Source organism: Pantoea phyllosphaerae (assembly GCF_051025595.1).
Lineage (GTDB): Bacteria > Pseudomonadota > Gammaproteobacteria > Enterobacterales > Enterobacteriaceae > Pantoea.
Genome location: NZ_JBPFDE010000006.1, coordinates 48055 through 74631, shown reverse-complemented (window position 1 = coordinate 74631; position 26577 = coordinate 48055). Strand labels below are relative to the sequence as shown.

Annotated in this window: 26 protein-coding genes and 1 riboswitch; of the genes, 11 read left to right on the top strand and 15 right to left on the bottom strand. The window is 62.2% G+C overall.

Annotated features, from left to right (window positions below):
- From kdpB to kdpF, 3 genes are read right to left on the bottom strand one after another with little or no spacing between them, the layout of a single operon-like run.
- Entirely contained in the window at positions 1-2046 is a 2046-nt protein-coding gene (gene kdpB / locus ACR6A7_RS10130; RefSeq protein ID WP_434124746.1) for a potassium-transporting ATPase subunit KdpB, read from the bottom strand.
- A complete protein-coding gene (gene kdpA, locus ACR6A7_RS10125; protein ID WP_434124745.1) occupies positions 2043-3731 on the bottom strand; it encodes a potassium-transporting ATPase subunit KdpA in 1689 nt (562 codons plus the stop codon). Before kdpA ends, kdpB begins: the two co-directional genes overlap by 4 nt.
- A complete protein-coding gene (gene kdpF / locus ACR6A7_RS10120; RefSeq protein ID WP_033753373.1) occupies positions 3731-3820 on the bottom strand; it encodes a K(+)-transporting ATPase subunit F in 90 nt (29 codons plus the stop codon). Before kdpF ends, kdpA begins: the two co-directional genes overlap by 1 nt.
- A 240-nt stretch (positions 3821-4060) precedes the next feature.
- On the opposite strand from kdpF, the gene ACR6A7_RS10115 reads away from it, so the two are divergent.
- Complete coding sequence (locus ACR6A7_RS10115; protein WP_434124744.1) at positions 4061-5158, top strand: ABC transporter substrate-binding protein; 1098 nt, start codon at positions 4061-4063, stop codon at positions 5156-5158.
- Positions 5155-7245: a TonB-dependent siderophore receptor gene (locus tag ACR6A7_RS10110; RefSeq protein WP_434124743.1), complete on the top strand. Its 2091-nt coding sequence runs from the start codon at positions 5155-5157 to the stop codon at positions 7243-7245. The genes ACR6A7_RS10115 and ACR6A7_RS10110 overlap by 4 nt, the downstream gene beginning before the upstream one ends.
- On the opposite strand, the gene ACR6A7_RS10105 is transcribed toward ACR6A7_RS10110, so the two are convergent.
- The 3 genes from ACR6A7_RS10105 to ACR6A7_RS10095 form a co-directional block, all read right to left on the bottom strand.
- Complete coding sequence (locus ACR6A7_RS10105) at positions 7242-8405, bottom strand: HD-GYP domain-containing protein (protein WP_434124742.1); 1164 nt, start codon at positions 8403-8405, stop codon at positions 7242-7244. The genes ACR6A7_RS10110 and ACR6A7_RS10105 overlap by 4 nt on opposite strands.
- A gap of 107 nt (positions 8406-8512) precedes the next feature.
- Positions 8513-9904: an MFS transporter gene (locus ACR6A7_RS10100; RefSeq protein ID WP_434124741.1), complete on the bottom strand. Its 1392-nt coding sequence runs from the start codon at positions 9902-9904 to the stop codon at positions 8513-8515.
- A 105-nt stretch (positions 9905-10009) separates the two neighbouring features.
- On the bottom strand, positions 10010-10240 hold the full coding sequence (locus ACR6A7_RS10095; RefSeq protein WP_434124740.1) for a hypothetical protein: 231 nt from the start codon (positions 10238-10240) through the stop codon (positions 10010-10012).
- On the opposite strand from ACR6A7_RS10095, the gene ACR6A7_RS10090 reads away from it, so the two are divergent.
- Together ACR6A7_RS10090 and ACR6A7_RS10085 are read left to right on the top strand one after the other, a co-directional pair.
- Positions 10239-10739, top strand: a complete 501-nt coding sequence (locus ACR6A7_RS10090) for a type II toxin-antitoxin system TacA family antitoxin (protein ID WP_434124739.1) — start codon at positions 10239-10241, stop codon at positions 10737-10739. The genes ACR6A7_RS10095 and ACR6A7_RS10090 overlap by 2 nt on opposite strands.
- Entirely contained in the window at positions 10727-11254 is a 528-nt protein-coding gene (locus ACR6A7_RS10085) for a GNAT family N-acetyltransferase (RefSeq protein ID WP_434124738.1), read from the top strand. The genes ACR6A7_RS10090 and ACR6A7_RS10085 overlap by 13 nt, the downstream gene beginning before the upstream one ends.
- Here the strand turns inward: ACR6A7_RS10085 and ACR6A7_RS10080 are convergent.
- The gene (locus ACR6A7_RS10080; RefSeq protein ID WP_434124737.1) at positions 11246-11752 is read right to left on the bottom strand and encodes a GNAT family N-acetyltransferase; all 507 of its coding nucleotides are present in this window, start codon (positions 11750-11752) and stop codon (positions 11246-11248) included. The two genes, ACR6A7_RS10085 and ACR6A7_RS10080, sit on opposite strands and share 9 nt — an antisense overlap.
- A gap of 63 nt (positions 11753-11815) precedes the next feature.
- On the opposite strand from ACR6A7_RS10080, the gene ACR6A7_RS10075 reads away from it, so the two are divergent.
- Positions 11816-13648 (top strand): ABC transporter ATP-binding protein, encoded by a 1833-nt coding sequence (locus tag ACR6A7_RS10075; RefSeq protein ID WP_434124736.1) that lies wholly within the window; start codon positions 11816-11818, stop codon positions 13646-13648.
- On the opposite strand, the gene ACR6A7_RS10070 is transcribed toward ACR6A7_RS10075, so the two are convergent.
- A complete protein-coding gene (locus ACR6A7_RS10070; protein WP_434124735.1) occupies positions 13645-14769 on the bottom strand; it encodes a GNAT family N-acetyltransferase in 1125 nt (374 codons plus the stop codon). The genes ACR6A7_RS10075 and ACR6A7_RS10070 overlap by 4 nt on opposite strands.
- A gap of 232 nt (positions 14770-15001) precedes the next feature.
- On the opposite strand from ACR6A7_RS10070, the gene ACR6A7_RS10065 reads away from it, so the two are divergent.
- The 3 genes from ACR6A7_RS10065 (at position 15002) to ACR6A7_RS10055 (ending at position 17559) form a co-directional block, all read left to right on the top strand.
- Entirely contained in the window at positions 15002-15925 is a 924-nt protein-coding gene (locus ACR6A7_RS10065) for a LysR family transcriptional regulator (RefSeq protein ID WP_434124734.1), read from the top strand.
- Between the two features lie 76 nt (positions 15926-16001).
- Positions 16002-16943, top strand: a complete 942-nt coding sequence (locus tag ACR6A7_RS10060; protein ID WP_434124733.1) for a glutathione S-transferase family protein — start codon at positions 16002-16004, stop codon at positions 16941-16943.
- A 10-nt stretch (positions 16944-16953) separates the two neighbouring features.
- Complete coding sequence (locus tag ACR6A7_RS10055; RefSeq protein ID WP_434124732.1) at positions 16954-17559, top strand: alpha/beta hydrolase; 606 nt, start codon at positions 16954-16956, stop codon at positions 17557-17559.
- Here ACR6A7_RS10055 and ACR6A7_RS10050 read toward each other — a convergent pair.
- The 4 genes from ACR6A7_RS10050 to ACR6A7_RS10035 form a co-directional block, all read right to left on the bottom strand.
- Positions 17556-18359, bottom strand: a complete 804-nt coding sequence (locus tag ACR6A7_RS10050) for a sugar phosphate isomerase/epimerase family protein (protein WP_434124731.1) — start codon at positions 18357-18359, stop codon at positions 17556-17558. The two genes, ACR6A7_RS10055 and ACR6A7_RS10050, sit on opposite strands and share 4 nt — an antisense overlap.
- Before the next feature lie 73 nt (positions 18360-18432).
- Entirely contained in the window at positions 18433-18810 is a 378-nt protein-coding gene (gene crcB / locus ACR6A7_RS10045) for a fluoride efflux transporter CrcB (protein ID WP_033753408.1), read from the bottom strand.
- An 89-nt stretch (positions 18811-18899) separates the two neighbouring features.
- Positions 18900-18976, bottom strand: a riboswitch (Fluoride riboswitch).
- Between the two features lie 36 nt (positions 18977-19012).
- Positions 19013-19354 (bottom strand): type II toxin-antitoxin system RelE/ParE family toxin, encoded by a 342-nt coding sequence (locus ACR6A7_RS10040; RefSeq protein WP_434124730.1) that lies wholly within the window; start codon positions 19352-19354, stop codon positions 19013-19015.
- A gap of 8 nt (positions 19355-19362) precedes the next feature.
- Positions 19363-19590 carry a type II toxin-antitoxin system Phd/YefM family antitoxin gene (locus tag ACR6A7_RS10035; RefSeq protein ID WP_048783245.1) on the bottom strand — a complete coding sequence of 76 codons (228 nt, stop codon included), beginning with the start codon at positions 19588-19590 and terminating at the stop codon, positions 19363-19365.
- 96 nt (positions 19591-19686) lie between these two features.
- Here ACR6A7_RS10035 and ACR6A7_RS10030 point away from each other — a divergent pair, with 96 nt between their 5' ends.
- Positions 19687-20613, top strand: coding sequence for a nucleoside hydrolase (locus tag ACR6A7_RS10030; RefSeq protein WP_434124729.1), 927 nt, complete (start codon positions 19687-19689; stop codon positions 20611-20613).
- On the opposite strand, the gene ACR6A7_RS10025 is transcribed toward ACR6A7_RS10030, so the two are convergent.
- Positions 20594-21622 carry a zinc-binding alcohol dehydrogenase family protein gene (locus ACR6A7_RS10025; protein WP_434124728.1) on the bottom strand — a complete coding sequence of 343 codons (1029 nt, stop codon included), beginning with the start codon at positions 21620-21622 and terminating at the stop codon, positions 20594-20596. The two genes, ACR6A7_RS10030 and ACR6A7_RS10025, sit on opposite strands and share 20 nt — an antisense overlap.
- 137 nt (positions 21623-21759) lie before the next feature.
- Here ACR6A7_RS10025 and ACR6A7_RS10020 point away from each other — a divergent pair, with 137 nt between their 5' ends.
- Together ACR6A7_RS10020 and ACR6A7_RS10015 are read left to right on the top strand one after the other, a co-directional pair.
- Positions 21760-22662: a GntR family transcriptional regulator gene (locus tag ACR6A7_RS10020; RefSeq protein WP_434124727.1), complete on the top strand. Its 903-nt coding sequence runs from the start codon at positions 21760-21762 to the stop codon at positions 22660-22662.
- A 165-nt stretch (positions 22663-22827) separates the two neighbouring features.
- Positions 22828-24180, top strand: coding sequence for an MFS transporter (locus ACR6A7_RS10015; RefSeq protein WP_434124726.1), 1353 nt, complete (start codon positions 22828-22830; stop codon positions 24178-24180).
- A 27-nt stretch (positions 24181-24207) separates the two neighbouring features.
- On the opposite strand, the gene ACR6A7_RS10010 is transcribed toward ACR6A7_RS10015, so the two are convergent.
- Positions 24208-25599 (bottom strand): hypothetical protein, encoded by a 1392-nt coding sequence (locus ACR6A7_RS10010; protein WP_434124725.1) that lies wholly within the window; start codon positions 25597-25599, stop codon positions 24208-24210.
- Positions 25592-26512, bottom strand: a complete 921-nt coding sequence (locus ACR6A7_RS10005) for an alpha/beta fold hydrolase (protein WP_434124724.1) — start codon at positions 26510-26512, stop codon at positions 25592-25594. The genes ACR6A7_RS10010 and ACR6A7_RS10005 overlap by 8 nt, the downstream gene beginning before the upstream one ends.
- Positions 26513-26577 lie beyond the last annotated feature (65 nt).

Sequence of the window (26577 nt, the reverse complement as noted above, 5' to 3'; positions counted from 1 at the left end):
TTACGCCAGACCCAGCAGCACCAGCAGCAGGTCGATGGCTTTAATGCCGATAAAGGGCACCAGCAGCCCGCCCAGGCCGTAGATCAGCAGGTTGCGGCGCAGCAGCGCCGCGGCGCTCAGCGGCCGGTAGCTCACGCCCTTCAGCGCCAGCGGGATCAGGAAGACGATCACCAGCGCGTTAAAAATCACCGCCGAAAGAATTGCCGACGCTGGCGAATGCAGATGCATGACGTTCAACAGGTTGAGCTGCGGGTAGGTCGCCGCGAAGGCGGCCGGAATAATGGCGAAATATTTGGCGACGTCGTTGGCGATGCTGAAGGTGGTGAGCGAGCCGCGCGTCATCAGCATCTGCTTGCCGATATGTACCACCTCCAGCAGCTTGGTGGGGTTGGAGTCGAGATCCACCATGTTGCCCGCCTCTTTCGCCGCCTGGGTGCCGGAGTTCATCGCCACCGCCACGTCAGCCTGCGCCAGCGCCGGGGCGTCGTTGGTGCCGTCGCCGGTCATCGCCACCAGCCGGCCTTCCGCCTGATACTGGCGGATCAGCGCCAGCTTCGCTTCCGGCGTCGCTTCCGAAAGAAAGTCGTCGACGCCCGCTTCCGCCGCGATCGCCGCCGCGGTCAGCGGGTTGTCGCCGGTGATCATTACGGTTTTGATGCCCATCTTGCGCAGCTCGGCGAAGCGCTCTTTGATACCGCCCTTCACAATGTCCTTGAGCGCTACCACGCCCAGCACCTTCGCCCCTTCCGACACCACCAGGGGCGTGCCGCCCGCCCGCGCCACCTCTTCCACCAGCGCGTTAACCTCCGCCGGGAAGTGGCCGCTGTTGGCTTCGATATGGCGTTTCACCGCGTCCACCGCGCCTTTGCGGATCAGCCGGTCCTGCACGTTGACGCCGCTCATGCGCGTCTGCGCCGAGAAGGGAATAAAGCTCGCGCCCAGGCTGTTAAGGTCGCGCTCGCGCAGGTTAAAGCGCTGTTTCGCCAGCACCACGATGCTGCGCCCCTCGGGCGTCTCATCCGCCAGCGAGGCGAGCTGCGCCGCGTCGGCCAGCTGCTCTTCGCTAACGCCCGGCGCGGGCAGAAACTGCGTCGCCTGGCGGTTGCCAAGCGTAATGGTGCCGGTCTTGTCCAGCATCAGCACGTCGACGTCGCCCGCCGCCTCGACCGCGCGACCGCTGGTGGCGATGACATTAGCGCCCAGCATGCGGCTCATGCCCGCCACGCCGATGGCGGAGAGCAGGCCGCCGATGGTGGTCGGGATTAAACAGACCAGCAGCGCCACCAGCACCGTGACGCTGACCGGCGCGCCGCCCCACGCCGAGAAGGGCCAGAGCGTGACGGTCGCCAGCAGAAACACGATGGTCAGCGACACCAGCAGAATGGTCAGCGCGATCTCGTTGGGCGTTTTCCGCCGCTTCGCCCCTTCCACCATGGCGATCATGCGGTCAAGAAAGGTCTCGCCAGGATTGACGCTGCACTGGATCACCAGCCAGTCGGAAAGAATGCGCGTGCCGCCGGTGACCGAGGCGAAATCGCCGCCCGACTCGCGGATCACCGGCGCAGATTCGCCGGTGATGGCGCTCTCGTCCACCGAGGCGCCGCCCTCGAGCACTTCGCCGTCGCAAGGGATGATATCGCCCGCCTCCGCCAGCACGATATCCCCTTTGCGCAGGCTATCGGCCGAAACCTGCTGCCACTGGCCGCCATGGTGCGGCTCAGACAGCTTTTTCGCAAAGCTGGTTTTTTTGACCCCTTTCAGGCTGCTCGCCTGCGCCTTGCTGCGCCCTTCCGCCAGTGCTTCGGCGAAGTTGGCAAACAGCACGGTGAACCAGAGCCAGAGGGCGATGGCGCCGGTAAAGCTGGCGCGGCCGTCGAGCCAGCCGCCCGCCATGCCCAGCGCCAGCAGCGTAGTCAGCAGGCTGCCGAGCCAGACCACGAACATCACCGGATTGCGGAACTGCACGCGCGGATCCAGCTTTTTCAGCGCGTCGGCCAGCGCGACGCGCATCAGTGCGCCGTTCAGCGCCTGTTCTTGACGACTCATGAGTGCGTACCCTGAAGAAGTTGCAGATGCTCGGCGACGGGACCCAGCGCCAGAGCGGGAATAAAGGTCAGTGCGCCCACCAGCAGCACCGCGCCGATCAGCAGCGCGATAAACAGCGGGCCGTGCGTCGGCAGCGTGCCGTTGCCCACCGGCTGCGCCTTTTTCACCGCCATGCTGCCCGCCAGCGCCATCACCGGAATGATGATGCCGAAGCGGCCGACCAGCATGCAGAACGCCAGCAGCAGGTTCCAGAACGGCGTGTTGGCGCTCAGCCCCGCAAAGGCGCTGCCGTTGTTATTGGCGGCGGACGAGACGGCATAGAGCACCTCGCTAAAGCCGTGAATGCCGGGATTCGCCATGCCTGCGCGGCCCGCGTCGGTCATCATCGCCAGCGCGGTGCCGAGCAGCACCAGCGTCGGCGTCACCAGAATCGCCAGCGCGGTCATCTTCATTTCGCGCACGTCGACCTTTTTGCCGAGGTATTCCGGCGTGCGGCCGATCATCAGGCCCGCGATAAACACCGCCAGCACCACGAAGAGCAGCATGCCGTAGAGGCCCGCGCCAACGCCGCCGAACACCACTTCGCCCAGCTGCATCAGCCACATCGGCACCATGCCGCCCAGCGCGGTGAAAGAGTCGTGCATCGCATTCACCGCGCCGCACGACGCCGCAGTGGTGATCACCGCAAACAGGCTGGAGTTAAGAATGCCGAAGCGGGTCTCTTTGCCTTCCATGTTGAGGGCGCTGTCGGCGCCAAGCGCCAGCAGATGCGGATTGCCCTGCGTTTCCGCCCACATCACCGCCACCACCGCGACGACGAACATCAGCGACATCGCCCAGAGCAGCATATGGCCCTGGCGACGGTCGCGCACCGCATAGCCGAAGGCGAAACAGAGCGCCGTGGGGATGAGAAATATCGCCAGCATCTGCACGAAGTTGGTCAGCGCGTTGGGGTTCTCGAACGGATGCGCCGAGTTGACGTTGAAGAAGCCGCCGCCGTTGGTGCCCAGCATCTTGATCGCCTCCTGCGACGCCACCGGCCCCATCGCCAGCGTCTGCTGCGCCCCTTCCAGCGTGGTGACGGTATGGTACGGCAGGAAGTTCTGAAGGCTGCCCTGGCTGACGAACAGCAGCGCCATCAGCAGGCTGATCGGCAGCAGCACGAAGAGCGTAATGCGCGTCAGATCGCGCCACGCGTTGCCGAGCGAATCGGTGGCGCGGCTGGCGAAGCCGCGGATAAGCGCGAACGCCACCGCGATGCCGGTCGCCGCCGACACGAAGTTCTGCACCGTCAGGCCGACCATCTGGCTGAAGTAGCTCAGGGTGCTCTCCCCGGCGTAGGACTGCCAGTTGGTATTGGTGACAAAGCTCACCGCGGTATTGAGCGCCAGATGCCAGCTCAGCGCGGGCAGCTGCTGCGGATTGAGCGGCAGCCGATCCTGCAGCAGCAGTATCGCCGTCAGCAGCAGCAGGCCGAGCAGGTTAAACAGCAGGATCGCCAGCAGGTAATGCGGCCAGCGCATGGTCGGCGCCTCTGCGCCGAGCAGACGCCAGAGCGGACGCTCGACGCGCGGCAGCACCGGCTTATCGGCGATCAGCGCGGCCAGCCCGCGTCCCAGCGGCTGCGCCAGCGCCATTAACGCCGCGAGAAAGACGGCAATCAGTAAAAACGCATTGGCGGCCATCAGAACGCCTCCGCATTCAGCAGGGCATAGATCAGGTAGCCCAGTAACAAAAACACCAGCACGATGCCGGTTATCACGCCCACGCTCACAGCGACCTCCAGAGGGATCAGGGTTTCGCGTTAGCCTGCGCGCATCGGTATAAAGAAGCGGTTAAATTGCGTATAGCGGGCGTAAAAAAGTTATAAAAATGGCTGAAAAACAGGCAGATGACCGGGCGCTGCCGCCTTTTTTAGTTATAAAAACCCGGCGGCACATCGCAATGGTCCCGTCGCCATTGTGAAGGCGACTGAGATTCATTATCATTTCGATTTCCTGACGAAATCATTGTGATGCGTTTTCTTTTTTGTCTGATGCTGCTGCTGTGCAGCGGCGGCGCCGTTGCCAAATCGATCGTCGATATCACCGGCCAGCGCGTGACCCTGCCCGATCGTCCCCAGCGCGTCATCCTGGGCGAAAGCCGCATGCTCTATACCCTGGCGCTGATCGTGCCCGGCAACCCGGCGGCGCGCATCGCAGGCTGGCCGGCGGATATGGCGAAGTACGATCCGCAAAGCTGGCGCCAGTTCACCACCGCCTTCCCGGCGATCAAGGCGGTGCCGCAGCTCGGCACCGGCGCGCTGCGCGACCTCAATCCCGAACAGGTGCTGAAGCTCAGGCCCGATCTGATTATCCTGCCGCGCCTCGCGAAAAGCGGCGCGGAAGAGGCGCATTTCCGCCAGCTGATGCAGCAGGTCAATATCCCGGTCATTTATGTCGACCTGCGCGTTGATCTGCTTAACAACACGGTGCCGAGCCTGAAAATTCTGGGCGAGGTGTTCGACCAGCCGCAGCGCGCGCAGGCGTTTATCGATTTTTATCAGCAGCATATGGATAAGGTGCGCGCCCGGCTGGCGAGCTATCAGGGCGCAAAAACCCGCGTGATGCTGCATCTGCATCTGGGCCGCCGCGACACCTGCTGCACCACGGCGGTCAACGGCAATCTCGGCCAGCTGCTCGCCTTTGCCGGCGGCGACAATATCGCCGCCGGCGCGGTAAAAGGCGTGTTCGGCGAGATCAACCCTGAACAGGCGCTGGCCCAGCCGCCGCAGGTCTATATCGCGACCGGCATGGCGGATGCAGACAACGACAAGACCCTACAGCTCGGCCCGGAAGTCGACGCCAATCGGGCCGCCGCCAGCCTGCAAAGGCTGCTTGCCGCGCAGCCGGTTCTCAGCCAGCTTGAGGCGGTGAAAAACCACCGCGCGTACGGCCTGTGGCACAACTTTTATCTCAGCCCGTGGCACGTGGTGGCGGTAGAGTGCTTCGCAAAAGCGCTCTATCCGCAGCTTTTCGCCGACCTCGATCCGCACCGCACGCTTGAACAACTTTATCAGCGCTTTCTGCCGCTGAATTTATCAGGGACCTTCTGGAGCCAGCTACCGCCATGAAACACCTCTCTTCTCTTCTGCTGGGCGGCACGCTGCTCTCCGGCAGCCTGCACGCGCAGGAAACCACGCTGCTGGTCACGCAGGATGCAGCCTCGCAGGAAGATGGCTACCAGCCGCACAGCAGCGTAACCGCCACGCGCGCGCCAGCAAAGATTATCGACACCCCGCAGAACGTTACCGTGGTGCAGCAGCAGGTGCTGCAGGACAGCGGCGCACAGGATCTCAACGACGCGGTAAAATTTGTCAGCGGCATCACCCAGGCCAATACGCTGGGCGGCACGCAGGATGCGCTGATCAAGCGCGGCTTCGGCGATAACCGCGACGGCTCTATTCTGCGCGACGGCGTGCGCTCGATTCAGGCGCGCAACTTCACCCCCACCAGCGAGCGCGTCGAGGTGCTGAAAGGCCCCTCTTCCATGCTCTATGGCATGAACGAGCCGGGCGGCCTGGTCAACGTCATCAGCAAGAAGCCGCTGCTGACGCCGCAGGCGCATCTGGAGGGCCGCTACAGCAGCTTCGGCGGCGGCGGCGGACAGCTCGACGTCACCGGCCCGCTCGGCACCAGCGGCTTTGCCGGACGGCTGATCGTCGATCACGACGAGACCGACTACTGGCGTAATTTTGGCCGCACGCGCCAGACGGTGGTTGCGCCGTCGCTGATGTGGTTCGGCGAGAGCACCACCCTGCGCGTCGCCTGGGAACATATGGCGTACCTGGTGCCGTTCGATCGCGGCACGGTGATCAATCCCAAAACCGGCAAGCCGGTGAACACGCCGCGCGAAACGCGCTTTGACGAGCGCTTCAACGCCACGCGCGGCGATCAGGATACCCTGACGCTGGCTGCCGATCGCATCCTCAACGACAGCTGGACGGCGCATCTCAACTACAGCTTTACGCGCAACACCTACAGCGACCATCAGGCGCGCGCCACCGCCTTCAACGCCGATACCGGCGTGCTGACGCGTCAGGCCGACGCCACCGGCGACGCACAGAGCCGCTCGCAGATGGTGCAGCTGACGCTCAACGGCGACGTCGACTGGGGCCGCGTCAATCATCAGCTGCTGGCGGGATTCGATTACGAAGCTGACCGCACCTTCCGCGGCGATATGCTGCGCGGCAAGAAAAATAGCCGCTTCAATATCTGGCATCCGGTGTATGACGAGATGTCATCCAGCTCCACGGTGAGCGCCGCCGACAGCGATCAGCGCGAGAATATCGACAGCCGCGGCCTCTTTTTGCAGGATGCCATCCGCCTGACGCCGAACTGGCTGCTGCTGGGCGGCCTGCGCTACGACAGCTTCGACGTGATGGCGGGCAAAGGCCGTCCGTTCGTTGCCCGTACCCGCAGCTCCGACAGCCGGCTGGTGCCGCGCGCGGGCGTGGTTTATAACCTCAACGGCTGGTCGAGCCTTTACGCCAGCTACACCGAATCCTTTAAGCCCAACTCCTCTATCGCCACCGAGATCGGCGCGCTGCCGCCAGAGCTGGGCAAAGCCTGGGAAGTGGGCGGCAAGATCGATCTGCCCAATGGCGTGACCGGCACGCTGGCGCTGTTCGATATTCAGAAGCGCAACGTGATAGTGGATGAGCTGGTGGATGGCGAGAGCGTCACGCGCACCGCCGGGAAGGTGCGCTCGCAGGGCGTCGAGCTGGATCTGGCGGGCAAGCTGACCGACTCGCTCAGCCTGGTGGGCAGCTACGCCTGGACCGACGCGCGCGTCACCGCCGATCCGGCAAATAACGGCAACGCCATGAGCAATACCGCGCGCCATACCGCCGCGCTGTTCCTGACCAACGACTTCGGATCCACCGGCCTGCTGGCGGCGGACGATCTGCGCGCTGGCGTCGGCGCACGCTACGTCGGCCGCCGTCCCGGCGATGCGGCCAACAGCTTTTATCTGGACGACTACACGGTGGCGGACGCTTTTGTCGCCTGGCAAACGCCGCTGAACGGCTATCGCCTGAAGTGGCAGGTCAACGTCAATAACCTGTTCGATAAAACCTATTACCCGTCCAGCGGCAACAATCTGCGCGTCGCGGTCGGCGAGCCGCGCGAAGTTGTGCTGCGCGCCAGCGTCGATTTTTAGCTTGCCAGCGCCCAGACGCGATTAAGGTCGGCGTTTTGCCACAGCGGACTCTCTTCTGCGCCGATAATGCTGTCGGTGCAGAAGCTGTCGCCAAGATCGACGCGTTCCGGCCTGACTTCACGCTGCGCATGCAGCGACCAGAAGGCGTGCACCACTGGTTTCAGCAGCGATTGCTCGCCCGCCTTGACCACCAGCGCGACGCGCCCCGATGCCAGCCGCACCAGCGAGCCTACGGGATAAATGCCAATAGCGCGCACGAAGGTGTGCAGAATATGCGGGTCGAAATGGCCGCGCCAGTTCAGCATGTTGTGCATCGCCTCTGCGGGCGTCCAGCCCTTACGGTAGACGCGCGTCGAGGTAAGCGCATCATAAACGTCGCACACCGCGGCTATACGCGAGTAAAGGCTAATCTCCTCTCCCTTCAGCCGGTGCGGGTAGCCGCTGCCGTCAATCTTTTCATGGTGGTGCAGCGCGATATCGATCAGATCGGCGTCGGCGTTCGCCTCAATCAGCATCTGCGCCCCCGTTACAGGATGCTGACGCATGACTTCAAACTCCTCATCGCTGAGCTTGTCTGGCTTGTTAAGGATTTCCAGCGGTATGGCCGCCTTGCCGACGTCATGCAGTAGCCCGCCCATGCCGACGCGCCGCACCTGTTTGTCATCCAGCCCGAGCTGCTGCGCCAGCGTAATCATCAGCCCGCAAACCGCCATAGAGTGCAGCCAGGTGTAATCATCATGGTTTTTGAGGCGCGCCACGCTCAGCAGCGCGGTCGGTTCGCGCCGGATAGAGCCAGCGATTTCATCCACCAAATCCAGCATGCCCGCCAGGTTGAGACGATGGCCGAGACGCGCCTCATTGAACATCGCCATCACCTGCGTTTTACCCTGCTGGAAAATCTGCTGCGCCTGGTCCAGCTCCTGGAAAAAGGGGGTGCGCTCGACAGGTTTTTTATTCGCCGACGACGCGGCAGGCAGCTGCACCGATCGATTCAGATCGATCCAGAGCCGCAGGATCCCTTCATTGCGCAGCGTCGCGATCTGCCGTGGATCGGTGACCAGCATCTGATTGTGAATGCGTTTATCTTTAATCCACCAGACGTCGAGCTTATGGATAAACATCCCTGGTCGCAGCTCGTCGACGGTGATCTGTTTAATCACGATATCTCTCCTAAAAGATCGCTCCTGGTAGAGAGGTATCGGCAAATGATCAAATTTTCTTCAGTGAGAATGCAGTGGTCAGCGCAGCGCGCCGACCTGCGGAAACCTTAGATTGCCTTGATGCCGTGCGTCGCTTTTTGCGCCTCGCGCGCCGCTTCTGGCGTCTGAGTTTCACCGACGCGCACGATTGGCCCCATCACGAACAGGAACAGCAGCGCGGCGACCACGCAGTGCGCGCCAACAAATCCCAGCCCGATGCTGTAGCTGCCGGTCAGCCCGACAATCACGCCGAACAGCAGCGGCGTGACGAAGCCGGCAATATTGCTGACGCCGTTGAATATGCCGCCAGCCAGGCCGACCGCCTCTTTCGGCGCGGTATCGCTAATCACCGTCCAGGTGCCGGCGCCCGCTGCTACGCCTTTACCGAAGAAGGCGAAAGACATAATGGCGATAATACCGAGGTTGCTCGGGATCACCGCCGCCATCACCAGCGACGCCGCCATCAGCATGCCGATGATAAACGGCGTTTTGCGCGCCCAGGAGAGGCTCCAGCCGCGTTTAATCAGCATATCGGAGATATAGCCGCCGCTGATGCCGCCGAGAAAACCGAACAGCGCGGGCGCGATGGTGGCGAATCCGGCGTCCATAATATTCATGCCGCGCGCCTGCACCAGGTAGATTGGAAACCAGGTAATAAAGAAATAGCTTAGCGCGATGGTGCAGTACTGACCGAGATAGGCGCACCAGAGCATGCGGCTGGAGAGCAGCGTTTTGAACATCTTTTTATTCAGCGCGGGTCGCGCCTTCAAAGTGTGGGGCGCATCAATATCCACCAGCGCCCCGCCCTCGACGATATAGTTCAGTTCGCTTTCTGAGACGCCGGGATGTTTGCGCGGCTCGCGCATATAGGCTGCCCAGACGAACACCGCCAGCACGCCGATGCCGCCCAGCACGAAGAAGGGCCACTCCCAGCCAAAGCGCGACACCAGCCAGCCGGAAAGCGGGGAGAAAATAGCCACGGCAAAGTACTGCGCCGTACTGAACAGCGCGGAGGCGCGACCCCGTTCCGCACCGGGGAACCACATAATTACCACGCGCGCGTTCGCCGGGAAGGCGGGCGCCTCTATCAGCCCCAGCGCAAAACGCAGCGTAAACATCAGTACCAGCGCGGCGGTCATGCCGCCTGCCAGCTCGCCGACAAAGCCCATCGCAATGGTGGAAAGTGACCAGAGCGCCAGCGTGATGCCGTAGATTTTTTTCGCGCCGAAGCGGTCGAGCAGCAGGCCGCCGGGGATCTGGCCGATCACATAGGCCCAGCTAAATGCGGAGAGGATCAGGCCGAGCTGGATCGCCGAGAGTCCAAACTCATCTTTTATCGCCGATCCGGAGATTGACAGGATCGAACGGTCAGCATAGGCCACCACAGAAAGAAACAGGATCAGGCAGAGGATCCAGATACGCACGCGGGTGGGCCGCGCGGCAGAGTGCGCTGTTGTCATCAGGTGAATTCCTTAAAAAGGAGGCGTACCGCCCCGGAAAAAATGATCAGGAATACCGCGTTGAACGCCCTGTGGAGGAAATATAGGTAGCAGGCGAAGGGTTGGTCATTGGGCGAGTGGTGAAATCATGCGCGCTATCTGGCACTGATTTTGGCAGCCTTCACAACGCAGCTTGCGGCGCCGCACATAAGCGGCAAAAACGTCGGCTGGCACATAGGGAATGTGCGCCAGCTCCAGGAAATCATGGCGCGCTGCGCTATGAAACGCAGCGGCCTGCGTGCGTGACCGCAAAATCACTTTTAGCGTCTTGTCAGTTTCTCGGCCACCAGAGAGCATGTTTATCACCTGCAATGCAGGATTTGGCGCAGCAAACAAGAAGCGCATTCATCCTGCACCGATCCCCCTTATCACCAGAGCATTGTTAGTGATGAATAACTATTCTAAAATTACGCATTGTACGGTATTGAACCGTACAAAAAAGCGATCCGGCAGGGCGGATTTGTTCAGTAATCGGTTCTCAGCGTTGTGGGACGGGAGAAGTCAGATGGGCGCTTCAGCTAAATCAGAGCGTATGGAATTACGGATAAGTGCGGACGATAAAAAAGAGATTGAGGTGGCCGCGCAGCTGAGCCGCGTCAGCGTTTCGCAGTTTATCGCCGATTCCGCGCGCGCGCGGGCCGAGAGCGTGATCGACGAACACAAGCGCATCCGCCTGACGGAAGAATCCTTTATTGCCGTAATGGACGCGTTAGAAAACCCGCCGGAACCCGCTGAACGTCTACGTCGTGCGGCGGCTATCAGCAGAAAGGACTCTACCTGGGAATGGAAACGGTAAAACTAAAAATTATCCGCTTTTCGCCGCAGATGCCTCTCAACGTCGAGAATTTTAACTGTGGCCGTCCGGCATTAAACGAATTTTTGCAAAAACACCTGGCAGCGCAGCACCGGCAAAATGTTCTTAAAGCTTATCTGCTGGTTACCGACGATCCCGTGCCTGAAGTGATGGGCTATTACACGCTGTCTGGAGGCAGTTACGCCCGAGCCGCTGTGACGCGCGCCTTTCAAAAACAGGCCGCCCCCTACCATGAGACTGTCTGCATTATTATTGGCCGTTTGGCCGTCGATCAACGCATCGCTGGAAAAGGATTTGGCACCCAGCTGGTGCTGGATGCGCTACGCGTTGCTTACGCTGCGGCTGATGCCGTCGGTATTTACGCCGTGATGGTAGAAGCCAAAGATGATCAGGCCGCTGGTTTTTATCGGGAGGCGATGCGCTTCATTCCGCTCAAAACCGAGGACGGGAAACTGAAGTTCTTCTTCCCCGTCGCCAGCATCGCGCCGCTACTGTGAATAACTGTCGCGCAGCATCGCCATCAAAATAATATCGTGATAGTCGCCGTCGCGCAGGCAGGCCTTACGGCGTACGCCTTCCTGCTCGAAGCCGAGGCGCTGATAGAGCCGCCGCGCGCGCGCGTTGTCGTGAAAGACCTCCAGCTCTACGCGCGTCGCACCCAGCCAGTTGAAGGCGTAATCCAGGCCAGCGCGGATTAAACGTTCGCCAATGCCGCGTCCGCTGAAAGCGGGATCGACGCCGATGCCGAAGCTCAGCCCGTGCCGGGTGCGCGGCCGGTTTTCAATGAACAGCGTCAGTTCGCCGACCATCTGCCCCTCCAGCTCCGCAACAAAACCGATATAGCCTTCGCTATCCATACGTTCGAATTTTTTCTGCCATGTCGCCACGCTGGGAAACGGCAGCTGTGTGGTCCAGCGATAGACCTCAGGCTGGCTGTAAAGACGCTGATACCCAGCGGCATCGCTGGGCTCGCGACCGCGAATGGTCAACTCCATATCGGTAATCCCTTTTAAGTTGCACTAAGCTGTTTACTCTCCCCAGGCGTAAAGAGAGTGGTTATGTTGTATCGCCGTTTCGAACGTTTTATCAATATTTTTCAGGATGCTCCATCCGATTCGCCGCCGGGCCGCATTGGCGCCTTCTATTTTTACTATCTGCGTCAGGTATGGCCAAGCTTCGCGGCGCTGCTGGTGGTGGGGCTGGGATCGGCGCTGATCGAGGTGGCGCTGTTCAGCTACCTCAGCCGCATTATCGACCTGGTCAACGGCGCGACGCCCGCCACGCTGTTCGCCGAGCACTGGCCTGTTCTGCTGTGGATGGCGTTTGTCGCGCTGATCCTGCGCCCGGTCTTTATCGCGCTGCACGATATGCTGGTGCATCAGAGCATTAATCCCGGCATGACCAGCATGATCCAGTGGCAGCAGCATAACTACGTGCTGCGCCAGAGCCTGAACTTCTTTCACAGCGACTTCGCCGGGCGCATCGCCCAGCGCATCACCCAGACTGGCAACGCACTGCGCGACTCTGCGGTGCAGCTGGTCGACGCCATCTGGCACGTGCTGATCTACGCGATTACCTCGCTGGTGCTGTTTGCCGAGGCGGACTGGCGGCTGATGATCCCGCTGGTCATCTGGATAGTCGCCTATGTCGCCTCGCTGCGCTTCTTCGTGCCGCGCGTGAAGGCGCGCTCCGTGGTGGCGTCGCAGGCGCGATCGAAGCTGATGGGCACCATCGTCGACGGTTACACCAATATCTCGACGATCAAGCTGTTTGCGCACCACGATCTGGAAAAGCGCTACGCGCGCGACGCGCTGCAGGAGCAGACCGAAAAAAACCAGCGCTTGAGCCGCATGGTCACCAGCATGGACGTGACGCTCTCCTCGCTTAACGGCCTGCTGATCGTCTCAACCTCCGGCCTCGCGCTCTGGCTGTGGAGCCAGTCGCTGATCAGCGTCGGCGCCATCGCGCTGGCGACCGGCCTGGTGGTGCGCCTGGTTAATATGTCAGGCTGGATTATGTGGGTGGTGAACGGCATTTTCGAGAATATCGGCACAGTGCAGGACGGCATCAACACCATCGCCCAGCCGCTTAGCGTGCAGGACGCGCCGCAGGCGAAAGCGCTGAAGGTGACGCGCGGCCAGATCCGCTATGAGGACATCCGCTTTGACTACGGCGGCGGTCATCAGGTGATTAACCGTCTTAACCTCCATATCAAACCCGGCGAGAAAATCGCCCTGATCGGCCCTTCCGGCGCGGGCAAGTCAACGCTGGTGAATCTGCTGCTGCGCCTCTACGACCTGAACGGCGGCCGCATCACTATCGACGATCAAAATATCGCCGAGGTGACGCAGGCGAGCCTGCGCGGCCAGATCGGCATGATCACCCAGGATACCTCGCTGCTGCACCGCTCCATTCGCGAGAACCTGCTCTACGGGCGTCCTGACGCCACCGAAGAAGAGCTGCAGGCGGCGATTCGCCGCGCGCGCGCCGACGAGTTTATTCCGCGCCTTTCCGACGCTGAAGGGCGCACCGGGCTGGACGCCCACGTCGGCGAACGCGGCGTGAAGCTCTCCGGCGGCCAGCGCCAGCGCATCGCCATCGCCCGCGTGCTGCTGAAGGATGCGCCGATCCTTATCATGGATGAGGCGACCTCGGCGCTCGACTCCGAGGTGGAAGCGGCGATTCAGGAAAGCCTGGGGACGCTGATGGAGGGCAAAACGGTGATCGCCATTGCGCACCGTTTGTCGACTATTGCCAAAATGGATCGCCTGATCGTGCTGGATAAAGGTCATATCGTCGAGATGGGCAACCACAGCGAGCTGCTGGCGCACAACGGCCTCTATGCCCGACTGTGGCGCCACCAGACCAGCGGGTTCGTCGGCGACCACTAATCGCCGCGTCGATACGGCAAGGCGTCGCGCGCCTCATCGGCCCAGGCGCGCACGCCTTCTCGCTCTTCCTGCAGAAAATCCGCCACCGCATCGCGCAGGCCGGGATGCGTCAGATAGTGCCAGGAGGTGGTGAGCTGCGGCTCAAAGCCGCGCACCAGCTTATGTTCTCCCTGCGCACCGGCGTCGAAACGCTTCAGGCCCGTGGCGATGGCGTAGTCCATGCCCTGATAGAAGCAGGTTTCGAAATGCAGGCGATCGAACTCCGCCAGGCAGCCCCAGTAGCGGCCATACAGCGTTTCGTCATCCACCAGACAGAACGCCATCGCCGCCGGCTGCTGCTGCAGATGCGCGATCGCCACGCGAATGCTGTGCGGCATGCGCGCCGCCAGCAGGCTAAAAAAGCTGCGCGTCAGGTAGGGCCGCTGGCCGCGCACCGCATAGGTGTTGGCGTAGCAGGTATAGACGAAATCCCACTGATCCTCGCGCAGCTCGTCGCCGCGATACCAGTTAAATTCAAAGCCGCTCTGCGCCACCAGCTCGCGCTCTTTGCGCAGCTGTTTGCGCTTGCGCGACATCAGCGTGTCGAGAAAGTCCTGAAAATCGCGGTAGCCGCGGTTGTGCCAGTGATACTGGCAGCCAAGCCGCATCAGCCATTCCGGCTGCTGGCGCAGCAGCGCGTCGCCGGACGCGTTGGTAAAGTTGATATGGGCGCTGCTCAACCCCTGCTGATGCAGCGTCTCGGGCAGCGCGGCGAGCAGCTGCGCGGCAGCCTGCGCGTCGCCCAGCAGGCGCGCGCCGGTCACCGGGCTGAAGGGAATGGCGCCCAGCCATTTCGGATAGTAGCGAATGCCCGCGCGCTGGCAGGCGTCCGCCCAGGCGTGATCGAAGACATATTCGCCCCATGAGTTGCGCTTGCGGTAGCCGGGTAGCGCCGCACGCAGCGCGCCCGCTTCCCGCCACAGCAGATGATCCGGCTGCCAGCCGCTTTCGGCGCGCACGCTGCCGCTCTCCTCCAGCGCCAGCAGAAAGGCGTGGCGTAAAAAGGGCTGATCGTCGGGCAGCAGCGCGTCCCATTCAGCGGCGTCGACATCCGCCAGCGAAGCAAGGTGAAGCAGAGACATGCAGAACTCCAGGCCAAAACGGGCGAAAAACAAGTCAAGCAGGTTTTGCCGCGCAGCGAAAGGGCGACGGCACCTAATGTGAAGCGACGAAGCGCGCGTCTGGCCGGGCGACATCCAGCGTCTGCCACCCGCGCACCGGCCTGAAAGCAACGTTGCCGAAGGGAAGTGCATCACGCGTTCAACCGACGGCTAAAAGCCTGTACATTGGCGTTTTCATCTGCAGGAACGCCCTATGGATCGGCTTGATTGCGACCGCATGTTCGTCGCGGTACTGGAGCTGGGCAGCTTTGTCGCCGCGGCGGCGCGGCTCGGCGTCAGCAGCGGCCAGGCCTCAAAGCTGGTGTCGAAGCTGGAGCGGCAGCTCGGCGTGCAGCTGGTGAAGCGCAGCACGCGCGCGCTGTCGCCTACCGACGTCGGCCTTACTTACTACGAACAGGTTAAAACGCTGCTTGATGCCTTTGACGCCCTCGACGTCAGCGTACGCGAAAGCGCCGGGACCCCGAGCGGCCGGCTGAAAATCAGCGCGCCCGTGACCTTCGGCAGCGTGATGCTCTCGCGCGTGCTGGCCGCCTTCGCCAGACGCTATCCGCTGATCGAGCTGGACGTCAGCTTTTCCGATCGCATGGTCAGCATCGTGGACGAAGGCTTCGATATCGCCGTACGCATCGGCAACCTGAGCGACAGCAGCCTGATTGCGCGCCGCCTGGGGGAAATAGCGGTGCGGCTCGGTGCTTCGCCGCGCTATCTGCAGCAGTACGGCGCGCCGCAGCACTGGCGCGCCATCAGCGATCATCAGTGCATTACCGACACCAACTTCCGCGACCCCTGGAACTGGCCGTTCGTCAGCGAAACGGGCGAGACGGTGACCGTGCCGGTGCGCGGCCGTCTGCGCCTGGGCAATACTGAAGCCTGCCTGCAGGCGGCGCTCGCCGGACTGGGGATTGCCCGGCTGCCCGACTTTATCGCGGCTCCCGCGCTACAGCGCGGCGATATCGTGCCGGTGCTGACGCGCTACGACGTGCCGCCGCTCGGGCTGTTCGCGCTCTATCCCGCCGCACGCCATCTGCCACAGCGCACGCGGCTGCTGGTCGATTTTCTGGCGGATCACTTTGCGCGTTTCCCGCCCGGCCGATCCCTTCCAGAATGGAAAGAATGATTGTCGTTTTGCCCCGATTATCAGCCGTCAGGAGGCGTAATAAGCTGCTGCTTATATCAGCATGAGGAGCAGCGCCATGTTAGTCAGAGGTAAATGGAGTGCGGAGTGGCATCCGGTTCAGGCCACGGATAAACAGGGCGGTTTCGTGCGCCAGACGTCGAGTTTTCGCCACTGGATCAGCAGCGACGGCAGCACCCCCTTTGCCGCCGAGCCGGATCGCTATCACCTCTATGTGGCGCTGATCTGCCCCTGGGCGTCGCGCGCGCTCATCGCCCGCAAGCTGAAAGGGCTGGAGTCGGTTATCAGCGTATCGGTGGTTGAGCCGCAGCTTGGCGAGCAGGGCTGGCGCTTCGGCGACTTCCCCGGCGCGGATCGCGACACCCTTAACGGCGCGCGCTATCTGCACGAGCTCTATACCCGCGCCGATGCCGATTTTACCGGACGCGCCACCGTGCCGGTGCTGTGGGACAAGCAGACGCAAACCATCGTCAATAATGAGTCGGCGGATATTGTCCGCATGCTGAACAGCGGCTTCGGCGACCTCGCCGATAACCGTATCGATCTCTTTCCCGCCGCGCTGCGCGACGACATTGACGCGCTGAACGCCGCGCTCTATCCGCGCCTGAATAATGGCGTTTACCGCGCCGGTTTCGCTACTACTCAGCTCAGCTATCAGCAGGCCTACAGCGAGGTGTTCGAGCAGCTCGGCGAGCTGGAAACGCGGCTGGCAGACGGCCGTACCTTTCTGTTCGGCGAGCGCGTTACCGAGACGGATATTCGCCTTTTCGTGACGCTTATCCGCTTCGACGTCGCCTATTACGGCCTCTTCAAGTGCAATCAGCGCCGGGTGCGCGACTATCCGTTGCTCCACCGCTATTTGAAGAGCATGCTGTCGATTTCCGGCGTGCGCGAGACGGTAAATATCGAGCACATCAAACAGGGCTACTATTCTATTAAGGCGCTCAATCCCAACGGGATCGTGCCGGCCGGCCCGGATATGAGCGAGTATGGTTTTTAAGGAGAAACGGATGGCGAAAGCGTTAGTGATTTTTCTGCATGGCGTTGGCAGCAACGGCGAGGATTTAGCGGCGCTGGGTCGCCACTGGGCGCCGCTGTTGCCAGATGTCATCTTCGCCGCGCCCGATGCCCCCTTCCCTTTTCCTCATGGCGCAGGCTTTGAGTGGTTTAGCCTCGACGGCGTGACGCCGGAGAACCGTCCGGCGCGGGTGCGCGCCGCGCGCGACAGCTTCGACGCGACGTTGAAGGCGATTCTCGCGCGCCACGGGCTGAGCGACCAGTGGGACAACGTCGTGCTGGTCGGCTTTTCGCAGGGATCGATCATGGCGCTCGACGCGCTGGCGTCAGGACGCTTTCCGCTGGCGGGCGTGGTGGCTTTTTCCGGCCGGCTGGCGTTTGACGAGCCGCTGTCGCCTGCGGTTCAGACCCCTGCACTGCTGATCCACGGCCATGCCGACGCGGTCATCCCGTGGCGCGAGAGCGAGTCAGCCGCGCAGCGCCTCAAAGCCGCTGGCGTACCCCTTGAGCTTCAGCTTGAACCCAGGACGGAGCACACCGTTTCCGCGCAGGGCGCGATGCGGGCCGCCGCGTTTATCGCCCAGTGCCTTCAGGATTAAGGCCAGAAGCGCCGTAGCGCGGCATACGCCTGTCGCGCCGCCTCATGCGGCGGCAGGCGCTTCAAATCGTCATTAAACACCTCGATACCAACTGGTCCCTGATAGTTCGCGCTTTTCAGCTTATCGACAAAGCTGTCAATATCGATAATGCCCGCGCCGGGCAGCTGGCGCTGATGTTTCGCCAGCCTCATGATCGCCTCTTTATCCTGCGGCGAAGGCTGAAGCGCCATATCGCACAGCTGCACTTCATAAATTCGCTCGGCGGGGATCCCGTCGAGATGCGAGGCGTCGCCGCCCAGCGCGCAGATATGAAAGAGATCGACCACCAGACCGATATTGGGCTGATCGAGACGCTGCAGCCGCTCCCAGGCTTTCGGCAGCGTATTATCGACGCTGCACCACGCCATCGGCTCATACATGATGCGCATATCAAAGCGCGCGGCCTCGGAAGCCAGCCAGCGTAGATCTTCATCAATTTGCCCGGCAATGCAGTCTTCGCGCGTGGTGGCAGGGGCCTGAAGGGTGTCACAGCCCAGCGCCTGCGCCATCTCGATAAACTGGCGCAGCTCCTCCCGTTTTTGCCAACGCAGCTCGCCGGGCGCGCCGGTAAAGTCGCGCAGCACCTGCAGGTTGGTGAAGCCCGGCCCCTGCTGCGCCAGCTGCGCTGCGCCCTGCCGGGAGGCTTCGACATCTTCACGCCAGATTTCGACCTGATCGAAGCCAGCGTCGCGCGCCGCCTGAAGTTTCTCTTCGGTATTACCGCTTAACAGCACCAGGTTAAGGAATGCAGGTTGAGTCATGAACGTCCTCCTTAATTGTCCGGAATAATCGGTTGCAACCGCGGCGGAATGTTTCTGCGGCCGGTATTTGCCCTTAGCCGAGAAAATTTACCAGCGCGAAGCCGGCAAAGGTCATCAGCAGCGATCCAGCGACGTGCGTCAGCACGCTGGTCATCGCCCACAAATACTTACCTGATTGTAGCAACATGAGAATTTCTGCCGAAAAGGTTGAGAAGGTCGTCAGACCGCCACACAGGCCGGTGACGATCAGCAGCTTCCAGGCGGGGTCGAGCTGGGGATTTTTGACAAACCAGGCCAGTGCGGCGCCGATAATAAAGCCACCTGCCAGGTTCACCAGCAGCGTGCCCGGCGGCAGGCTGGGAAAGAGCGCGTTAAAGCGCAGCGAGATAAGCCAGCGCAGCGTACAGCCTGCAGCGCCGCCCAGCATCACGGCGAACAGCGACTTCAACATGATTAACTCCTGTAGTCAGCGATCGCGCAGGGAGGTGGCGGAGAGAGCAGTAGCCTGACACACCAGCAACGCCTGCGAGAGGATTCGGGTTGATGTCAGGCGTCATCAGCCGCTGGGAGCGCCAGCTGGCGGTTGGGAAAGGTGGAACGCCATCACCTTAAGGCGTTGATAATACGATGAGGCACAGGGAGAGACAAGCGGGTCAGACGTGCAGCAGACGGCGGAAGAGCAGATTCTGGAGGCTTTGCCGCGGCGAGAGCAGCACATGCACGAAAACATCCGGCAGCGTCAGCGAATAGAGGATGCGATAGCCGCCGCTGGTAAAGCATTCGCGATAGCGGCTAATGCCCAACGCCAGCAGCTCGCTACAGATCGGACAGCCTTCAGGAAAGATTGCCACGCGCTGCTCGAACTCATCCAGCGCGCGCCGAATCAGCGCTGTGGGTTCATTGCCTAATCTGCGCTGAAAAGCGGCGATCTCTTCGATGCTGAGACGCACGGTGGGGAGATAAATAAAGGTCAGTTCAGCATCCTGCCGGGACATTGTTTACCTCACAGATTCGAGAGAAGCTCATCGCGCGTCATGCCGCGCTCTTTTTGTTTATCCTCTTCGGAAAGCGCCAGCAGACGAAGTAGCGCCAGAGTGTCGTCGCGCTGCTGTCTATCGGCCCATGACTCGATAACATAGGCCGGGTTGCCGTTTTGCGTCACCAGGATAGGTTCGGAAACGTCGAGCGACGCCGCATTTCGCTTAATATCACTGATAGTCTGAATTTTCATCACTGCCTCCGCGGTTGTTGAACCAAATTTAGACTGATAAAAAACCATGAGCAACATTTTTGTTGCTTTTTCAGGCAATACGCTACGGGAGAAGTGATGCGCACCTTGATTTTCGATACCGATATCGGCGTAGATGACGCCTTTGCGCTGGCCTACGCGGCGCGCACGCAGCGGCTGCTGGGCATCACCACGGTGTTCGGCAACGTGGCGGTGGGACAGGCGGTGAAAAACGCCCGGCTGTTTTGCGAAAAGATGCAGATCGACGCGCCGGTCTACCGCGGCTGTTCGCGCCCGCTGGCGCTGCCGTTCAGCGAACCGGCAACGCTGCACGGCGAAGATGGCTTAGGCGACGCCTTTGCCAACGCCTGTAGCGACGCGGCGCCGGGCGCGGTGCAGTTTATTATCGACAGCGTGCGCGCCCGGCCGCACGACATTACGCTGGTGGCGATTGGCCCGCTGACCAATATCGCCAGCGCCATCAATCAGGCGCCGGACATTATTCCGCTGGTGAAAGAGCTGGCGATCATGGGCGGCGCGTTCGGCACCGACGGCCACAGCGGCAACGTGACGCCTTTCGCCGAGTTCAATATCTGGAAAGATCCGCACGCCGCCGATCAGGTGCTCAGCTCGGCGCTTAACATCGTGATGCTGCCCCTCGACGTAACGCACAAGGTGTTGATCAGCGCTGAGGAAATTGAGCAGCTTAACCAGCCGGTGCTGAGCGCCATCGTGCGGCCCTATCTTGCCTATAGCCTGCAAAAAGAGGGGTTCGACGGCATGGCGCTGCACGACACGCTGGCGATCGCCTGGCTCTGCCAGCCCGAGGCGTTTCAGCTAAGCGAAGGCCCGCTGCGCGCGATCACCGAGGGTATCGCGCGCGGGCAGACGGTGCGTAAGCTGAGCGCGCTGGCGTCGCGAGAGGATCCGTTTCGCCAGCTCCCTGCCCAACGCGTGGCACTGGGGGTGGACGCCGCGCGGGTGCGCGACCACTTCTTCCGCACCCTTAGCGATCGAAGTGAATAACGCCTTTTATCAGCTCGCGGTTGTTAATCACCTGCGGCTCGAAGCTTTCCGCCAGCGTAGAGAAAGCGAAGTGCGCGTTGAGCATCATCGCGGCGCGCAGCTGGCCGCTCGCCATCAAATCGCGCACGCGATCGAAGTCTTCGCGCGTCGCGTTGCGGCTGCCCATTAGCGTGGTCTCTTTTTTGTGGAACTCGCTGTCCGGGATCACCAGATCGCCCTTATGCAGGCCCACATAGACCACGGTGCCGCCGTGCCGCATCAGGTTGACCGCGTTATTCATCGCCGCCGGACTGCCGGTGGCGTCGAGCACTTTTAGCGCCAGCCTGCCGTTGAACTGCGCGCGCAGCGCGTCGTAAAAGTCGTCGTGCGCCGGATCAAGCGCCGCCAGGCCCAGCTCTCTGGCAACGTGCGCGCGGCGAAACGCGCTGGTGTCCGCCACCACGACGTTCGCGCCCGCTGCCGCGGCGATCGCCGCCACGCCCAGGCCGATCGGCCCCGCCCCCACCACCAGCACATCGTCGTCCGCGCCGACGCTTGCCCGGCGCACCGCGTGCGCGCTGATGGCGAACGGCTCAATCAGCGCGGCGGCCTCCGGCGCCACCTCTTCTACCGGCAGCAGGTTGCCAGCCGGCACCGCGAGGTAGTCGCAAAAGCCGCCATCCTGATGCACGCCGATCACGGAAATCTGTTCGCAGCAGTTGGTTTTGCCGCTCTGGCAGGCATCGCAGCGCAGACAGGAGAGATAGGGGATCAGCGCCACGCGCTGGCCCGGCTCAACGCCCGTCGCGCCTTCGCCCAGCGCGACCACTTCGCCGCACAGCTCATGTCCCAGCACGCGCGGATAGCTGAAGAACGGCTGATTGCCCGCCCAGGCGTGGATATCGGTGCCGCAAATGCCGGCGGCGATAATTTTAATCAGCGCCTCACCGGCGGCCGGGGCAGGCCGCTCGCGCGTGGCCCAGATCATGTTCTTTGGTTCAGCGATGACCAGGCTTTTCATTGTCGTCATGGGAATTCTCCTGTTGTTCTGCCGCAGTTATGACGAATTGATCACACACCGGCTGTTTTGCCCGCGCGATCTGTGAGGCACGACGTTTTTTTTGGGATTTGAATGGTTTTTAATAAATAAAAAACCGGAGATCGCCCGTGAGCCGCAACCTGAATCTGCGCCAGAACGTGATTAATCAGATGCTGGAGGGGATCGCCCAGCGCCATATCCGTTCGCCGCTGCCTGCTCAGGCCGCGCTGGCGGAGATGTTCAATATCAGCCGCACCACGGTGCGCCATACGCTGCACTATCTGGCGCAGCGCGGCGTGCTGGAAAAAGTGGCCGGAACCTATGTGATCGTGCGGCAGCCGCAGGAAGAGGATGGTTTCAGCGAGCTGACCTCGCCGATTGAGCAGCAGGCGAGCCAGTTCGAGCAGGCGTTTTTCGAGATGATCAACCAGCGCCAGCTCGCGCCCGGCGACGCTTTCAGCGAGCTACAGCTGGCGCAGCGGGTGAAGGTCAGTCCGGTGGTGGTGCGCGAGTTTCTGCTGCGCTTTATGCGTTACGATCTGCTGGAGCCGGTCAGGCGCGGTCGCTGGCGCATGAAGAAGTTCACCCTGGACTACGCCGACAAGCTGTTCGAGCTGCGCGAAATGCTGGAAACGCATGCGCTGACGCGCTTTCTCAACCTGCCGCCGCAGGATGAGCGCTGGATTCAGGCGCGCGACCTGCTGGATCGCCACCGCGCCCTGCGCGATACCATCGCCAGCGACTACCGCCAGTTCGCCGCGCTGGATAAAGAGCTGCACTCGCTGATCCTCTCCGCCGCCAATAATCCCTTTTTCAACCACTCGCTGGAGATTATTTCCGTTATTTTTCATTCCCATTACCAGTGGGACGAGCGCGATCTCAAGCAGCGTAATATCGTGGCGCTGGAGGAGCATATGGCGCTGCTCTCCGCGCTTATCGGCCGTCAGGACGTCGATGCGCTGCTGGCGCTGCATAACCATCTGGCCACCTCCCGCTCGTCGATGGCACGCTCGATCCAGCAGTACAATTAAAAACCGATTAAAAACCGCAAAGCATTAGCTCCCGCACGAATCAGAAACATCTTCGCAACATTACGGCTGCATTACTTCTAGTCTCGACAGCAACTCATAGCGGCCGCCTGCCGCTATGTCCTTAGCTGTCTGATAACGATAACGACCCCGCTACGGGAGTATGCCATGGAAAATACCTCAACCCGCGACGCGAAAAAGCCGGCCGCTGGAACGCCGCCAGAGCAGGAGTATGTGCCGGCGCGCAGCGACATCGTGCGTTCGCCGCGCATTCGCAAGATTCAGATCACCGCCATGCTGCTGCTGCTGTTCGCAGCCATCATTAACTATCTCGACCGCAGCTCGCTCTCGGTCGCCAACATGACCATTCGCGAGGAGCTGGGGCTGAACGCCACCGAGATCGGCATGCTGCTCTCCGCCTTTTCGCTGGCGTATGGGCTGGCGCAGCTGCCCTGCGGCGCGCTGCTGGATCGTAAAGGCCCGCGCATTATGCTCGGCCTCGGCATGTTCGTCTGGTCGCTATTTCAGGCGGCCGCCGGGCTGGTGCATAACTTCACCCAGTTTATTCTGGTGCGCATCGGCCTCGGCATCGGCGAAGCGCCGATGAACCCGTGCGGCGTGAAGGTGATCAACGACTGGTTCAACATCAAAGATCGCGGCATGCCGATGGGCTTCTTTAACGCCGCCTCAATGATCGGCCTGTCGGTGGCGCCGCCGGTGCTGGCCGCGATGATGCTGGCGTTCGGCTGGCGCGGCATGTTTATTATCATCGGCGTACTCGGCATGTTTCTGGCGATTGGCTGGTATCTGATTTATCGCGACCGCGACAACAACAAGCTCAGCGCGGAAGAGATCCACTATTTGCAGGCGGGCAGCGTGGCGTCGCGTAAAGAGCCGCTGAGCTTCGCCGAATGGCGCGGCCTGTTCAAGCAGCGCACCATGTGGGGCATGATGATCGGCTTTAGCGGCATCAACTATACCGCCTGGCTTTATATTGCCTGGCTGCCGGGCTACCTGCAGTCGACCTACCATCTGGATCTGAAGAGCACCGGCCTGCTGGCGGCAATTCCGTTCCTGTTCGGTGCGGCGGGCATGCTGCTCAACGGCTACGTGGTGGATGCGCTGGTGCGCCGCGGCTTCGACGCGGTGAAAACCCGCAAAGTGTGCATTATCTCCGGCATGCTGCTGTCGGCGGCCTTTACCGCCTTTGTGACGCGCGCCACCGATACCACCAGCGCCGTTACGCTGATTGGTATGGCGCTCTTCTGCATCCACTTCGCGGGCACTTCCTGCTGGGGGCTAATCCACGCCAACGTGACGGCGCGCATGACCGCGTCGGTCGGCAGCATCCAGAACTTCGCCAGCTTTGTCTTCGCCTCGTTCGCGCCGGTCATTACCGGCTGGGTGCTGGATACCACGAAGTCGTTCAGCCTCGCGCTGATGATCTGCGCCGGTATCGCCGTGGTGGGCGCCCTCGCCTATCTGGTGCTGGTGCGTAAGCCGATTACCGACGGCGTATAGCGGTAAAGCAGCCGGGCGCCCGCCCGGCTAGCTCAGCTTATGCAGCGTCACGCCGTGGCGCGCGCCGTAGCGCTCAATACCGGAAATAACCTTCTCTACGCTCAGCGGCGGCGGCGGCGCGAAAAGCGGCGCCCGCGCCCGCAGCGCCGCATCAAAGTGCGCGAAAGCGGCCAAATCATGCGGATAGCGCTCAGTATCAACGCCGACGAAGGCCCCCTCATTTATCGCGCGATCGAGCAGTGCCTGCCAGCGCTCGAGCGGCGCCAGTCCGATGCTCTCCGTCCCGGTTGAATAAAGCAGCATATCGATATCGCGATAGCGCGGCTGCCGGTCGAGGAAGCGCGCCAGCGAGGCGGCGGAAGGCTCGGCGCCCGACATCAGCCAGAACGGAATGGCGTGCTGACGCATGGCGCACCAGGGATCCATCAGCAGATAGCTGCCCACCGACAGGCGCGTCGCGTTGATGCCCGCCGCCAGATACCAGTCGCGGTAGATCTCCGCCACCACGAAGCTCAGCGCCTCAGGATCCTGATAGCGTATTTCCATCAGCTGCCAGCCCTGATCCGCCGCCAGCTTTTTCAGCGGCGACTTCAGGTATTCGTCCAGCCCCCACTCCGCTTCCGGCACGCGATCGGTAGGCGCGGGCGCCTGCCACCGATCGCGATCGCTGCCGTAACGCGCCAGCAGTTCCGCTACGCGTCCGCTGCCCTGCAGATACTCCTTCTCCGCTGCGCCGCCCAGCGCGCCGAACTGGAAAAAAGAGCGATCGCTGGTGCGCGTTACCGGCCACTGCTGGGTGCAGTGGCTGATAAACAGCGTACTTTTGCCCGGCAGGCTGCGCATCAGGAACTCATTGAAGGCGAGCGGCAGCGCGCGCAGCTTCAGGTGGAAGTAGCGCAGTCTGTCGAGCATCAGCCGGTCCTGATTGGGATCCTGGATCTGATGCACCGCCAGACGCGGCCACGCGGCCAGCAGCGCCGCCGCCACCGCTTTGCCCTGCTCAAAGCCCGCCTGAGCGTCGTCGGGATCGCTGTGCGGCGCACGCACCGGACAGAGAAAGGTTTGCGGCAGCCAGGGCGCGCCCGCCGCCGCGGCCAGATGGGTCAGCGCGCCGTTCGACGAGCCGATAAAGGCGGCGGGATAGTCGCGCTCCGGATATTCGCTCACCATCCATTCGGCGATGCCTTCGAGATCGAGATCGCCCGCCTGCGATTCCGTGATGCCTTCCGCCATGCCGCCGACGGCGTAGCCCCACTCTCTCAGCCGGGTCGGCAGGCGGTCGAGCGACGGCAGCAGGCGATCGCGCATCGGCGACGCCTCGGCGTCGTCGACCGGCTTATCATGCAGCGTGTGGGCCAGCGCCATCAGCATGGCGGTGGCGGAATCGAAGCGGGCGATGCCTTTAGGCAGTTTACTCATCCTGATTCTCCTGCTGAATGCGCGTCAGAAAGGGACGGATAGCGTGGCGAAAGCTCCACGGATAGACATAGTGCAGCGTATGGGTGCCGCCGCGCAGCGTCAGCACCTCGCCGCGCGGCATCAGCGCGCCCAGCTCCTCGACCCAGCGCGCGGGCGACACCGTATCGCGCGAGCCGCGCAGCAGCAGCGTCGGCGCGTTGATATAGGGCAGACGATGCTCAATGCGGTCCTGCAGCAGCAGCCGATGGGTTTTCAGCGCGCGCCACAGGCCCGCTTTGGCCAGATCGACGTGCATCAGCGACGTGGAGGGGCGATGGCGTTCGAGACGGCTATTGCGCCAGCCGCGCCACGCCTGACGCAGCAGGCTGCGCGCGTGGCGATCCACCGTCGGGCCCTGGAAAACCAGCCCGGCCACCGCTTCGGGATGCCTGACGGCCAGCGCGGCGAGCACCTGACAGCCGGAGGCGCTGCCGATCCAGATCGCGCGCGTCATCTCGTTATGCTGCAGCCACTGCCAGAGCGCATCGGCCTGCTCTTCCACCGACAGCGCAGGCGCCGATGCGGGCAGGACGCTGGCGCCGAAACCGGGCAGATCGGGCACCAGCACGCGATAGTTGTTGCTCAGCGCCAGCGCCAGCTCCTCCATCGCGCGTCCCGACATCACCAGCTCGTGCACCAGCACCAGCGGCAGGCCGGGCGCGTCGTGGGGCGTCACGCGCGTAAACATGCGCCACTCGCCAACCTGTTGAAAATAACCGGCCAGCCCGGCGTGATGGCTGCGCGGCGATACGGGCGGCGTCTGTTTTAACCGCCGCCACTGCTGAACGCCCCACCAGGTTGCCGCTGCGCCCAGCCCTAGCCCGGCCAGCAGCGCGCCGCTTTTCCAGCGCGTCGGTTGTTCCTTACGCCTCATTACCCGCTCCTGAATATGGTTGTGTCACTTCAGTGTAGGCGGCGAAATCGTGACCAGCAGGCGAG